This is a genomic window from Streptomyces sp. NBC_01381 (genome assembly GCF_026340305.1).
Lineage (GTDB): Bacteria > Actinomycetota > Actinomycetes > Streptomycetales > Streptomycetaceae > Streptomyces.
Window position 1 is genome coordinate 620,365 of record NZ_JAPEPI010000001.1, and the last position, 12,656, is coordinate 633,020.

The following is a 12,656-nucleotide window of genomic DNA, read 5'->3' on the forward strand; positions in this document are numbered from 1 at the left end:
ACGGACATGAACAGCGTGGCCATCGAGACCGCGGGCCTGGTGAAGACCTTCGGCGACACCCGCGCCGTGGACGGCGTGGACCTCACCATCCCGGCCGGGACCGTGTACGGCCTGCTCGGCCCGAACGGCGCCGGCAAGACCACCACGGTGAAGATGCTCGCCACCCTGCTGCGGCCCGACGGGGGCGACGCCCACGTGTTCGGCCATGACGTCGTGCGCGAGGCCGACGCCGTACGCAGCAGGGTCAGCCTGACCGGTCAGTACGCATCGGTCGACGAGGACCTGACCGGCACCGAGAACCTGGTGCTGCTCGGCCGCCTCACGGGACATGGCAGGAAAGCGGCGTACGACAGGTCGGCGCAGCTCCTCGAAGCCTTCGGGCTGAGCGACGCGGCCGCCCGCCAGGTGAAGAACTACTCCGGCGGCATGCGGCGCCGCATCGACATCGCGGCATCCATCCTGAACACGCCTGATCTGCTGTTCCTCGACGAGCCCACCACCGGGCTCGACCCGCGCAGCCGCAACCAGGTCTGGGACATCGTGCGGGCCGTCGTCGGGCACGGGACGACCGTTCTGCTCACCACCCAGTACCTGGACGAGGCCGATCACCTCGCATCCCGCATCGCCGTCATCGACCACGGCAAGGTCATCGCCGAGGGCACCAAGGGCGAGCTGAAGGCGTCGGTCGGCGCGGGCTCCGTGCATGTGCGGCTGCGGGACGCGGAGCAGCGGGCCGAGGCCGAGAAGGTGCTGCGGATCGCGCTCGACGCGGAGGTCCAGCTGGAGCCGGACCCGGTCGCGCTCACCGCCCGCGTCGGCAACGGCGAGCGCAACGGCAGGGGCGCGGCCGAGAAGGCGTCCCGCGCGCTCGCGGAACTGGCCCACAACGGGATCACCGTCGACAACTTCTCCCTGGGCCAGCCGAGCCTGGACGAGGTCTTCCTCGCCCTGACCGGTGCCCCTCACGACGTAACGGACACGGCTGGAACCACTGGCACGGCGAAGGAAGAGGCATCGGCATGAGCACCGCGACCACCACCTCCGAGGCCCAGGACCTCGCGCCAGTCAGGGCCGAGTCCCTCGCCGAGCTCCTGATCGCCGGTGACCGGCCGCAGCGCCCCAGCGCGTTCGCCGCGTCCCTGACGTTCGGCTGGCGGGCCATGCTCAAGATCAAGCATGTGCCGGAGCAGCTCTTCGACGTGACGGCGTTCCCGATCATGATGGTGCTGATGTACACGTACCTCTTCGGAGGGGCGCTCGCCGGATCGCCGAGCGAGTACATCCAGTACCTGCTGCCGGGCATCCTCGTGATGTCCGTCGTCATGATCACCATGTACACGGGCGTCTCGGTGAACATCGACATCGAGAAGGGCGTCTTCGACCGCTTCCGTACGCTGCCGATCTGGCGCCCCTCGGTGATGGTCGGCTACCTGCTCGGCGACATGCTGCGCTACGCCATCGCGTCCCTGGTCATGCTGGCCGTCGGCATGGTCATCGGCTTCCGCCCGGACGGCGGCGCCCTCGGCGTCCTCGCCGGAGTGCTGCTGCTCCTGGTCTTCTCGTTCGCCTTCTCGTGGGTGTGGACGATGTTCGGGCTCCTGCTGCGCACCGAGAAGTCGGTGATGGGCGTCAGCATGATGGTGCTGTTCCCGCTGACCTTCCTCAGCGACATCTTCGTGAAGCCCGAGACGATGCCGGGCTGGCTGCAGGCCTTCGTGAACAACAACCCGATCACCCATGTCGCCTCCGCCGTCCGCGATCTGATGGCGGGTACGTCACCGGGCTCGTCGCTGGTCTGGGCGCTCGGCTGGGCGGTGCTGCTCGTCGCTGTCTTCGGTCCTGTGACGATGCGGCTCTACAACCGCAAGTAGCTCAGGAGCAACGGCAAGTAGCCCAGGAGCGGGAAGTCGCCCGGGAGCGGGAAGTACTTGCCCCATATGCAGTCGCCTCGGTCGCGCATCGCGTGACCGGGGCTTTGTATTGGCGGCGTGCCCCTCCAAGTCGCGGGCCTCTGGCTCCCGCTCGCCGCGGTGCTGCTCGCCGTGGCCGGCATCCTGCTGGCCCTGCACCGCCGCCGGGCCGTCATCCTCACGTCCCTCGGCACGGCCCTCGCGGGGGCGTTCCTCGCCGTGGCCGTCACGGTGACCCGCGGCATCACCCTGGACGACCTTCCCGCCACCGTCTCCAGGGCGGCGGCGGGGGCGGTCTACGACGCGTTGACGCATGCGCTGCGGGTGGCGGCGTGGGTGATTCTGGGGGTGGGGCTGGCTACCGCGGTTGCCGTGTGGCTGCTGCGGCGCCGTCGGTCACCGGCTCCGCCGAGTCCGTCCAAGTGACCGGCAGAGCTGCCGGCCCGTAGATATTGGCGTGCTCGCGCATCCGCACCTCCGCCGGCGGCACCGCGAGGCGCAGTCCGGGGAAGCGGGCCAGCAGCGCGGGGAACGCGACCGTCATCTCCACGCGGGCGAGCTGCTGGCCCAGGCACTGGTGGGGGCCGTGACCGAAGGCCAGGTGCCCGGTGGCCTTGCGGTGGATGTCGAGGCGGTCGGGGTCGGGGAACCTGCGCGCGTCGCGATTGGCGGCCTGCACGGAAATCGTCACCGTCTCGCCCGCCTTGATCACTTGGCCCGCCACCTCGATGTCCTCCAGCGCCGACCGAAGGAGCGGGTCGGCGACGCTGAGGTAGCGGAGCAGTTCCTCCACGGCCCGCTCGGCGAGCGCGGGGTCGGCGCGCAGGGCATCCAGCTGGTCGGGGTTGCTCAGCAGGGCGAAGGTGCCGAGGCCGAGCATGTTCGCGGTGGTGTCGAGCCCGGCGGCCAGCAACAGCCCGCCGATTCCCGCCAGTTCCTCGTCGGTGAGGTCGGAGGTGGTCAGATCGCTGAGCAGGTCGTCGGTGGGCTCGGCGCGCTTGGCGAGGACGAGCTCGCCCTGGTACTTGAGCAGCTCCGTATAGGCCTCGCCCTTCGCCTCCGCTTGTGCCGCCTGGTCGAAGATGGTCGCCACGTGGCCGTTGAAGCGATCCCGGTCGGCGTACGGCACACCGAGCAGCTCGCAGATCATGAGCGCGGGCACGGGGTGCGCGAACGCCTCCACCAGGTCGGCCGTGGGCCCGGCCTGCTCCATGGCGTCCAGGCACTCGGCGGTCAACTGCTCGACCCGCTCGGCGAGACGGCGCATCCTGCGGACGGTGAACTTGCCGACGAGCAGCCGCCGGTAGCGGGTGTGTTCGGGGGCGTCGAGGCCGATGATGTCCCCGACGGGCGCCGGCGGTACGTCCCCCGTGTGCCCCGGCACCGGCTCCGGCAGGTGCAGGAGTTCATAGCGGGAGCTGATGCGCGGGTCGGCGAGGAGCTCGCGGGCCACGGCATGGTCGGTGACCAGCCAGCCCAGGTGTCCGTCGGCGTAGCGCATACGGCGCAGCGGCCGGTCGCTCAGCGCGGTGAGTCCGGCGGGCGGGTCGAAGGGGCAGCCGGTGTGCCGGTCGGTGGGCAGGGTGGGCGGCTCATCGGCGGTGCTGCCGGTGGCCGTCGGCTCGTACGACATGAGGTCCTCCGTGAGGTGGGGCGTGAGCTCGGTGGCGCAGGGCGCGAGCTCCGTGACGCCATGATGGCGCATCCGCAGCGCCATTGCGAGCCACATTGGCACACCGACCGTGAACACGCCTTTGAACTGGGAGTTTTTCAGCACTCAAGCAGGGAACAGCACCTCTGGAGACGAGGTCTGGGCTCGCGGAAACGCCCGCAGCGATGTCGTCGCGACACCACTTGAGCGGCGAATTGGTGCCATCTGAGGCCCATCTGGCGCCGGCGCCGGCCGACCGGGGAAAAGGAACCCTTTCCCCGCATCCATCCGTCTCTCAGGGAAGATTCGAGAACCACCCCTACGGAGAGGCCGGTCCTTGGACAGCATGACGGCGGCAGCGGCAGGGCGGCAGGAGGAGCGGGCGGAGGGCGGCGAGCCGGCGCGGCGGCGGCTCCGGAGCCGGGGCTCCGCCTGCCTCGCCGCCCTGCTCCTGACCGGCGTCACCGGCCTCCTCGGCTTCCGCGTCGCCGACTCCGACGGCTTCACCCCCGTCCCGCAGCTCCTCGCCTTCCTCCCGTGGCTCCTCGCCCCGACCGTCGCCGCCCTCCTGCTCGCCGCCCTGGCGAGGTGGCGCATCGGCCTGGTGTGGGGAGTCCTCGCCCTCGGCGGCGTCGCCTGGTTCCTGGAGCCCTACGGCCGGGCCGACGCCCCGGACGGGCCCGCCGTCGCCGAGATCCGCGTCATGGCGTCCAACGTCGAGTTCGGGCGCGGGACCCCAGGTCTGGTCGACGCCGTCCGGAAGGAGAAACCGGACCTGCTCTTCGTCCCGGAGTGCGACTACACCTGCTCCGACACGCTCCGCGACAAGCTGCCCCGCTCCGAGTACCCGTACCGCAGCGGCAGCGAGGCGAGCGGCGCGGAGGGCTCGCTCATCGTCAGCAAGTTCCCGCTGAAGAAGGCCAGCGGCATCCCCGGCACCCTCGGCATGCCCGGCGCCGTGGCCGAGCTGAAGGACGGCCACGAGATCCGCGTCCAGCTCGCCCACCCGATGCCGCCGCTGCCCAAGCAGGTCCACGTATGGCGCTCGGAGCTCGGCGGTCTTCGCGACTACGCCGCCGCGGGCAAGGGCGGCTCCACCATCATCGGGGGCGACTTCAACGCCACCCAGGACCATGCCGCCTTCCGCGACATCCTCGACGCGGGCGGTCTGCGCGACGCCGCCCGGCTCGCGGGCTCCGCCCGCACCCCCAGCTGGCCGTCCGCCCTGATGTCCCCGCTGGGCACCCAGATCGACCATGTGCTCGCCACCCCGGACTTCTCGGCCCGTGACGCCCGCTTCCTGGAGATCGGCGACACGGACCACCGGGCCCTGGTCGTGGACCTGACGTTGCATCGGCAGAAGCAGGATCGCTGAGGTCCGGGCAAGTCACGTAAAACGGCGATAATGGGCGCATGCCCCGTCCCGAATCACCCGGCCCCGCGGGCCCCCTGAGCACACTCGCCCCGCCCGGCTGGCTGGTCAGGACGCTCAAACCGCAGTCCGCGCCCGTGCCGTGGGCCGCGGTCGCCCGCGCCTCCGTCGCGATGGCGCTGCCGCTCGTCATCGGCCTCGCGGCCGGCAAGCCCGCCTACGGAGCGCTCGCCTCCATGGGGGCGCTCTCCGGCGTCATCGGCGACACCGCCGACGCGTACCGCATGCGGATCTACAACATCGCCGTGCCGCAGCTCTTCGGCGCTCTCGGCGTCACCGTCGGCTCGCTCGTCTTCGGGCACGGCTGGGTCGCGGTCGGGGTCGTCACGCTCGTCGCCCTCGTCTCCGGGATGATGTCGACGATCGGCGCGGTGGCCTCCGTGTCGGGACTGCTCCTGCTGCTCAACTCCGTGGTGGGGGCGGGACTTCCGATGCCGGGGGAATGGTGGCTCGCCCCCGTCCTGATGACCGGCGGCGGGCTGCTCGTCCTCGCCCTCGCGCTGCTCGCCTGGCCGATGCGGTCCGGCGTCCCGGAGCGGGCCGCCGTCGCCGGCACGTACCGCAGCGTGGCCGCACTGCTCGAAGCCGCGGGCACGGACGGGTACGGCGATGCCCGCATCGCCGTCACGGCCTCGCTGAACCAGTCGTACGACCTGGTCCTCGCCCGCCGCACCCGCTCGCACGGCCGCAACCCCGAACTGGTGCGCCTGATCGCCCAGTTGAACGCGATCACCTCGGTCGTCGAGGCCGCGCCCGCCGCGCACCAGGCGGGCGTACCGCTGCCGCCGGAAGTGCCGGAAGAGGTGCGGCGGCTTGCGGACGCGATCGCCGGTCCCGGCGAAGTGACGGTCCCCGAGCCCGTGCTCCCCGAACCGGGCAGCCCCTCGGCCCGCGCCGTCGACCACGCGCTGCGCCACGTCGCCGAGACCCTCAACGACCCCGACCCGCACGGCATCGTCAACGTCGACGACCGCCTCGGCCGCCCCGCCGCCCTGCGCGTACGCGCCCGCCGCGCGGCCCGCAACGTCCTGCTGACCGGCGCGTCCTGGCGCTACGGCCTGCGGCTCGCGCTCTGCATCGGCATCGCGCAGTCCCTCGTCTCTCTGATCGAGGTGCCGCGCTCGTACTGGGTGGCGCTCACCGTCACCTTCGTCCTCAAGCCCGACTTCGGCTCGGTCTTCTCGCGCGCGGTGCTGCGGGCGCTCGGCACGGTGGCGGGGCTCGTGGTGGCGGCGGCGGTCCTCGCGGAGGTGCCGCGGGGGTGGTGGGACGTGCCGGTGATGATGGCCCTCGCCGCGCTCATCCCGGCGTTGACCCCGCGCGGCTACGGCTACCAGACGGCCGCGATCACCCCGGTGATCCTGCTTCTGTCGGACATCCTGAACCACCAGGGGTTCGGGCTCGTCGTGCCGCGCCTCGTCGACAGCCTGATCGGCTGCGCGATCTCGCTGGTGGCCGGGTATCTGCTCTGGCCGGAGAGCTGGCACACGCGGATCGGGGACCGGCTCGCGGACGCGGTGGCCGATACGGCTTCGTACGTGGAGTGCGCGTTCGGCGCCACCGAGGACCCGGCGGCGCGGGCGCGGATGCGGCGCCGTCTCTACCGGGATCTCTCCGTCATCCGTACGGAGTTCCAGCGGGCGCTGACCGAGCCGCCGCCGGTGGGGACGCGGGCCGCGGCGTGGTGGCCGCTGATGGTCGCCGTGGAGCGGGTGGTGGACGCAACTACCGCTGCGCGGGTGCGGATTCGGCATGGGGCGGCGCCGCCCGCTCCTGCGGAAGTGCCCGAAGTCGCCGCTCAGCTGCGGGAGCTGGCGCAGGGCATGCGGAACTCCGAGACCCTGGAAGAGGTCTCGGCCCATTTCACCGGCCCCAAGGACAGCGTCCTGGAGCCCCTCCGCCAGGAGGTGGCCGCGGCGCGGGCGATTGCCTCGCCGCGTGGGTAGGGAGACGGCCACAAACGCCGGACGGGCTGAGTTTCAGCCCGTCCGGCGTTTGAGGACGAACTCGGCGGAGCCGGTGATTGTCCGGTCACCGCGCTGCCGCGAGGGAAATCAGCTCACCTTGTCCAGCTTGTTCAGCTTGTCCAGGGCCTTGGCCAGGCCGTTGGCCCAGAGCTGGTCGACCCGCGCACGCTCATTCGCGTCCGGCTGCGAGTTGGTGCAGGAGGTGCCGGGGCCGCCTCCGGACATCAGCTCGCTGCAGGGGCCCTCGTAGTGGTCCGGAAGACCGAGGACGTGCCCTGTCTCGTGCGCCGTCACGCGCGTCGAGTCGTACTCCTGGTTCTGCGCGTAGTCCAAGAAGATGTACCCGTTGCCGTGGCCGTCCGTGCTCGCGTACGAGCCACGCGGGTCATTCCCCTCGCGGTACTCGAAGCTCGCACCGCCACTCCCCTCCTGGAGCTTCACATTGGACACCGCGCTGTTCCATATGGAGGTACTGCTGGCTATCTGCTGCGCGAAGGCCGGCGCACCGGAGGCGTCGTACACCACGGTGACCTGCTTCGCGCCGGGGTTGGCCGCACGCTTCTCCGCGACCGACTTCAACACGGCGTCGAAGAACGCCTTGTTGGCCGCGGCCTCCTCACCGGAGCCCGCGTACTGGGAGTACGCGGCGGTGGTGGAGGGGGAGGCCTGCGTGGGGGTCGCGGCCGTCGCCGACGTCGTGCCGAGACCGGCGACAGCGAGGCCGATGACGGACGCGACCGAGAGGTAACGCTTGTTCATGTGGGGGGCTCCCTACTCGTTCGATGAAAGGTGAACGGTTCGGTAGGGGGAGTGTCGGGGAGCCAGGGGCGTCTGGGGATGATGGCAATCGGCGATAGCGCCGGGCTATCACCCGCGCCCCCGCCGCGCCCAACTCGCGTGCTTCCCGTGGGGTTTGTGAGTCTGGTGCGCCGCCGCTCACCGCTCTACGCTCACTGACCATGGAGCTCGAGGTGAGGCACCTCCGCGCGCTGTGCGCCATCGCCGACACCGGCAGCCTGCACAAGGCCGCACGCCAACTTGGCATGAGCCAGCCGTCGTTGACCACCCAGCTGCGGCGCATCGAGAAGGAGGTCGGCGGCCAGCTCTTCGCCCGCGAGCGCACCGGCTGCCGCCCGACACCGCTCGGCCGCGTCGCCCTCAGCCGCGCCCGCCCCCTCGTCAGCGAGATGCGGGCGCTCATCAGCGAGACCAAGGCGGCCGCCGCCCGCGCCGCCGAGGGCCAGCAGCTGCGCATCGGCTCCACGGCAAGCCGTGCCATACCGGGCTGGCTGCGCCGGCTCCGCGTCCACCTGCCCGGCACCGAGCCCTCGCTCCAGATGGACGTGTCCGCGAACGCGCTGCTGCGCATGGTCGCCGACGGGCAGCTCGACATCGCCTTCGTGCACGAGGTGGAGGGCAGTCCGCTGCGGCTCCCCGAGGAACTGCGCACGCGGGTGCTCATGCAGCGCGAGCCCCAGTTCGTCTTCCTCGCGGCCGACCATCCGGCGGCCGCGCAGCCCGTCGTACACCTCAGTGATCTCGCCGACGACCGGTGGATGGTCGACCCGACCGTGGACGGCGAGTGGGACGGGCTGCTCCGCGTCCTGCGTGCGGCCGGGATCAACCCCCGTGTCCTGCACGGCGATTACCTCACCGCGTCATCCCTCGTCGCCACCGGCGAGGTGGTCACCGTCTGCCAGCCGACCTCACGGGCGAGACCCGACATGGCAGTCCGGCCGCTGCACGGCGACCCCCTCGGCGTACGACTGCTCGTGGCGGCGCGTACGGAGCAGGAGCTCGACGCGGTGTACGGCGAGCTGGAGGCCGCCTACTGGGAGGCGGCGCGGCAGGCTCCCGCCTATGGGGAGTGGCTGCTGCGGACGGGGCGGGCGGGGGACGCGCCCGCCCCGGCGGCGTGACGCGGGACCTTGGTCCCGGCCAACCGATGACCTTCGGCCAGAGCATCCCTGACCTGCAGTTTTAGCCGGTTTACGGTTCTGCGTCAGCTTATGCGGCCGGTTGTTACCTTTCCTACGGATGACGCACACACGGCGCCCGTAGCTTCATGTCTGTCGCCACCGCAAAGGGGCACAAAGACGGACAGCTCGCCCGACCAGCCACAAGGGATCTCCGCTATGCGCGCCACCCGCCGTACCTTCCGCACCGCCGCCATCGCCACCGGAGCGATCGCCGCCCTCGCCGTCCCGACCACGGCCGCCTTCGCCGCGGACGCGCCGTCCACCCCGCAGGATCACCAGGTCGCCACGGACGACCAAGGTCAGGACCAGGGACAGGACCAGGCGCAGGACCCTGGGCAGGACCAGGACACGAACCCGGGTACGGACACCGACACGGAGACGCCGCAGCCCGGCAGCTGGGAGTCGAAGGGTGTGACCGACCTCGGCAAGGGCTGGACCGCGGACGTCGAGGTCAACGCCTCCGCGCGCACGGCCAAGGCATCCATATCCCTCGACGGCGTCGCGAAGGGCTCGCTCACCGCGTACGAGAGCGCCTCAAGCACCACCATCGACGGCAACACCTTCACCCTGACCCCGGACGGCACGGCCACGGCCAAGCTCGTCGACAAGGACAAGGACAAAGACAAAGACAAGCCCGTCCCCGGCGGCTGGGTCTCCAAGGGTGTGACCAACCTCGGCAACGGCTGGGCCGCGAAGGTCGACGTCAACGCGTCCGCACGCACCGCCAAGGCGTCCATCTCCCTCAACGGCACCCCCAAGGGCTCCCTGAAGGCCTACATCAACCCTGCGAGCACCAAGATCGACGGCTGCACCTTCACGCTCTCCGCCGACGGCACCATCACCAAGAAGGCGGCCCCGAAGCCCAAGCCCAAGCCGCAGCCCGACGGCAAGCGTGTCTACGTACGCAGCGCCAAGCTGGCCGACGGCTCCCTGGCCAAGATCTACAAGCTCGGCAAGAACCACTACCAGGCCGACATCTACGCCCACGGCGCCAAGCTCGACACGCTGGACGCCAACGGCAAGTCCGTGACCGGCCGGCACAACGGCCTGTACGTCGTCCTCAACCCGGACGGCACCATCAAGTCCTGGGTCGAGGGCAAGGCCAAGCCGGCCCCGAAGCCGCAGCCCACGCAGCAGCCCCAGCACAAGACCGGCTCCGGAACGTCCACCCCGGTCGTCCCGAAGGGCGGCGTCAAGGCCGGCTCCGAAGGCGTCACCCCGGCCGCCGCGAGCACCCCGCTGATCGCGGCCGGCGGCGGCATGGCGGCGCTGGGCGCGGCGGGCCTCGGCTTCGCGCTGTACCGCCGCAAGCAGAACGACTGATCGTGTGAGTACGAGGATGGGGCACCCCGCGCCTGCGGGGTGCCCCATCCTCGTATACCTGCTGCCTACGCTCAGACGCCGATGTCGCAGCCGTCCTTGCGCCACACCGAGACCACCGACGGACGGACGATCTTGCCGGGTCCGTCGGGCCAGACGCTCGCGGGCTTCTCGACCGACGCCCCGTCGATCTCGCCCGGGTGCTGCACGGCGACGATCACGCGGCGGTCCTGGACGATCGGGCCGCAGGTCTCGGCGCCCTTCGGCATGGTGAGGAACTGCTTGAGCTCACCGCGCCGGTCACCCTTGGTCGCGACACCGAACAGGCCGTCGTGCGAGCCGAGTTGGGCGCCGTCCGTCGAGATCCACAGGTTGCCGTGCGGGTCGAAGGAGACGTTGTCCGGGCAGGAGATCGGGCTGACCTTGTCCTTCGGGAAGCCCGCGAAGTACGTCGCCGGGTCGTTCGGGTCGCCCGCGACGAGGAACAGCGACCAGGCGAAGGTGGTCGCATCGGCGCGATTGCGGCGCTCGGTCAGCTCGAGGATCTGCCCGTGCTTGTTCAAGTTCCGCGGGTTGGCCTCGTCCGCGCCGGCCTTGCCCGCCTTGCCGCGGTCGGAGTTGTTCGTCAGCGCGACGTACACCTTGCCGGTGTGCGGGGACGGCTCGATGTCCTCGGGGCGGTCCATCTTGGTGGCCCCGACCTTGTCACCGGCGAGGCGCGTGAAGACGTACACCTCTTCGGCGGTCATGCCGTCGACGTGCGAGACGGCCTTTCCGCCCGGACCCGCGGTGGCGAGCGGGATCCACGTACCGCTGCCGTCGAACTCGCCGTCGGCGGGCAGCTTGCCGGTGCCGTCGATCTCGGCGGCCGGGGAGTCGCCGGTCAGCTTGGCGACGTACAGCGTGCCCTCGTCGAGGAGGGTGAGATTGTGCTGGTGGGCGGCGCGCGAGCGGCCCTTGTCGACGCGCTTGCTGCTGACGAACTTGTAGAAGTAGTCGAACTTCTCGTCGTCGCCCATGTAGACGACGGGGCGGCCGTCGTCGGTGAGCCGCGGCTGCGCGGCCTCGTGCTTGAAGCGGCCGAGCGCGGTGCGCTTGCGCGGGGTCGACTCCGGGTCGTACGGGTCGAGTTCGACGACCCAGCCGAAGCGGTTGGCCTCGTTGGGCTCCTTGGCGAGGTCGAAGCGGTCGTCGTACCGCTCCCACTTGCGCTCGGAGGCGGCGCCGATGACGCCGTACCGCTTGAGGCGGGCCGCAGCGGTGGGGTCCGTCACCTTCTCGGCGTTGGCGAAGTACTGGTTGAAGTTTTCCTCGCCGTGCAGGGTGGTGCCCCACGGGGTGGTGCCGCCCGAGCAGTTGTTGAGGGTGCCGAGGACGGTGACGCCCTTCGGGTCGGCCTTCGTACGGACGAGCGCGCTGCCGGCGGCGGGGCCGGAGAGGCGGAACTCGCTGGTGGCGGTCAGGCGCCGGTTGAGCTGGTGGCGGGAGACGGCGGAGAGCTGCCCGCTCTTCCGCTCCTCCTCGACGACCACGACACTGAGGCCGTGCGCGGCCCAGGCGATCTCGACCTGCTCGCGGGTCGGCTTCTCGGGGTCGTACCCCTTGAACATCAGGATCTCGTCCGTGTACTCGTGATTGGCGACGAGGACCTGGCGGCCGTGCTCGCGGTGCAGCGGCAGCAGGGAGAGGAAGTCGTTGTTGTACCCGAACTGTCCGGCCTGCGCCTTCGCGGTCTGCTTGTCCGCGTCGAAGGCGGGGGCGCCGCGGAGGATGGGCTCGCCCCAGCGGATGACGACATTCTGGGCGTAGCCGTCGGGGACGGTTACGGCGTCGGTGGTGTTGGGCGCGACGGGCGTGAAGCGGAGTCCGCGCGCCCCCGTTTTGCTCTTTTGCGACGACGGTTTCTGGGCGGCCGCGGTGGCCTGCGGGGCGGCGGGACCGGCGATGACGGCGCCGCCGGCGGCACCGGCGACCGTCACGACGGCCGCGGCGCGCATCATCGAGCGGCGGCTGAGCGCGCCGGCTATGACGTCGCCGACGTACTCGTTGTCGCTGGTGTTGGGCACCTCGTGGAAGCAGGCGTCACCGCAGCGGAAACGGCAGGTCATGGCGGAACGGCCGCCGCTCCCCTGGTGCGAGGTGATGATCGGCAGCAGCTTGCGCACGGTTCCTCCGTTTTGTGGGCGTGGCTTGTTTCCGCGGCGACGCTAGGGGTGGCGGAGTGCAGGGCGGCGGACGCCGGGTGAACGGGAGGTGAACCGGGGGCGCACATAGGGCAGTTGACGTGCGGGTGAGTGGTAAGGGTGACCCTACGGCGACCCTCGCCAAGATCGCGGAAGGCGGCGGCTAACCTTACGTGTCCGCCCTGGCCAGGGGTTATCGGGAATCAACTCACGC

10 protein-coding genes are annotated in these 12,656 nt (G+C 70.8%); 7 read left to right on the plus strand and 3 right to left on the minus strand.

Features of this window, described 5'->3' with window-relative positions:
* The first annotated feature begins 6 nt into the window (after positions 1 to 6).
* From OG453_RS03035 to OG453_RS03045, 3 genes are all read left to right on the plus strand, one after another.
* A complete protein-coding gene (locus OG453_RS03035; protein WP_266864236.1) occupies positions 7 to 1,023 on the plus strand; it encodes an ATP-binding cassette domain-containing protein in 1,017 nt (338 codons plus the stop codon).
* Entirely contained in the window at positions 1,020 to 1,871 is an 852-nt protein-coding gene (locus OG453_RS03040; RefSeq protein ID WP_266864237.1) for an ABC transporter permease, read from the plus strand. The genes OG453_RS03035 and OG453_RS03040 overlap by 4 nt, the downstream gene beginning before the upstream one ends.
* A 117-nt stretch (positions 1,872 to 1,988) precedes the next feature.
* A complete protein-coding gene (locus tag OG453_RS03045; protein WP_323178595.1) occupies positions 1,989 to 2,336 on the plus strand; it encodes a hypothetical protein in 348 nt (115 codons plus the stop codon).
* Here the strand turns inward: OG453_RS03045 and OG453_RS03050 are convergent.
* Positions 2,269 to 3,543, minus strand: coding sequence for a cytochrome P450 (locus OG453_RS03050; RefSeq protein ID WP_266869685.1), 1,275 nt, complete (start codon positions 3,541 to 3,543; stop codon positions 2,269 to 2,271). The genes OG453_RS03045 and OG453_RS03050 overlap by 68 nt on opposite strands.
* 364 nt (positions 3,544 to 3,907) lie before the next feature.
* On the opposite strand from OG453_RS03050, the gene OG453_RS03055 reads away from it, so the two are divergent.
* Both OG453_RS03055 and OG453_RS03060 read left to right on the plus strand, forming a co-directional pair.
* A complete protein-coding gene (locus OG453_RS03055; RefSeq protein WP_266869686.1) occupies positions 3,908 to 4,936 on the plus strand; it encodes an endonuclease/exonuclease/phosphatase family protein in 1,029 nt (342 codons plus the stop codon).
* Between the two features lie 38 nt (positions 4,937 to 4,974).
* Positions 4,975 to 6,939: an FUSC family protein gene (locus tag OG453_RS03060; protein WP_266864239.1), complete on the plus strand. Its 1,965-nt coding sequence runs from the start codon at positions 4,975 to 4,977 to the stop codon at positions 6,937 to 6,939.
* A gap of 108 nt (positions 6,940 to 7,047) precedes the next feature.
* Here OG453_RS03060 and snpA read toward each other — a convergent pair whose 3' ends face one another.
* On the minus strand, positions 7,048 to 7,719 hold the full coding sequence (gene snpA / locus OG453_RS03065; RefSeq protein ID WP_266864241.1) for a snapalysin: 672 nt from the start codon (positions 7,717 to 7,719) through the stop codon (positions 7,048 to 7,050).
* 200 nt (positions 7,720 to 7,919) lie between these two features.
* Between snpA and OG453_RS03070 the strand changes: the two genes are divergently transcribed.
* Positions 7,920 to 8,879: a LysR family transcriptional regulator gene (locus tag OG453_RS03070; protein ID WP_266864242.1), complete on the plus strand. Its 960-nt coding sequence runs from the start codon at positions 7,920 to 7,922 to the stop codon at positions 8,877 to 8,879.
* Positions 8,880 to 9,095: 216 nt separating this feature from the next.
* Entirely contained in the window at positions 9,096 to 10,262 is a 1,167-nt protein-coding gene (locus OG453_RS03075; RefSeq protein WP_266864244.1) for a hypothetical protein, read from the plus strand.
* Between the two features lie 71 nt (positions 10,263 to 10,333).
* On the opposite strand, the gene OG453_RS03080 is transcribed toward OG453_RS03075, so the two are convergent.
* Positions 10,334 to 12,424 (minus strand): PhoX family phosphatase, encoded by a 2,091-nt coding sequence (locus OG453_RS03080; protein WP_266864246.1) that lies wholly within the window; start codon positions 12,422 to 12,424, stop codon positions 10,334 to 10,336.
* Positions 12,425 to 12,656: the final 232 nt, after the last annotated feature.

What these genes read in the sequence shown, in the direction of transcription:
- OG453_RS03035 (WP_266864236.1), top strand. Translation starts at nt 7, where the DNA reads ATGAACAGCGTGGCCATCGAGACCGCGGGCCTGGTGAAGACCTTCGGC.
- OG453_RS03040 (WP_266864237.1), top strand. Translation starts at nt 1,020, where the DNA reads ATGAGCACCGCGACCACCACCTCCGAGGCCCAGGACCTCGCGCCAGTC.
- OG453_RS03050 (WP_266869685.1), bottom strand. Translation starts at nt 3,543, where the DNA reads ATGTCGTACGAGCCGACGGCCACCGGCAGCACCGCCGATGAGCCGCCC.
- OG453_RS03055 (WP_266869686.1), top strand. Translation starts at nt 3,908, where the DNA reads ATGACGGCGGCAGCGGCAGGGCGGCAGGAGGAGCGGGCGGAGGGCGGC.
- OG453_RS03060 (WP_266864239.1), top strand. Translation starts at nt 4,975, where the DNA reads ATGCCCCGTCCCGAATCACCCGGCCCCGCGGGCCCCCTGAGCACACTC.
- snpA (WP_266864241.1), bottom strand. Translation starts at nt 7,719, where the DNA reads ATGAACAAGCGTTACCTCTCGGTCGCGTCCGTCATCGGCCTCGCTGTC.
- OG453_RS03070 (WP_266864242.1), top strand. Translation starts at nt 7,920, where the DNA reads ATGGAGCTCGAGGTGAGGCACCTCCGCGCGCTGTGCGCCATCGCCGAC.
- OG453_RS03075 (WP_266864244.1), top strand. Translation starts at nt 9,096, where the DNA reads ATGCGCGCCACCCGCCGTACCTTCCGCACCGCCGCCATCGCCACCGGA.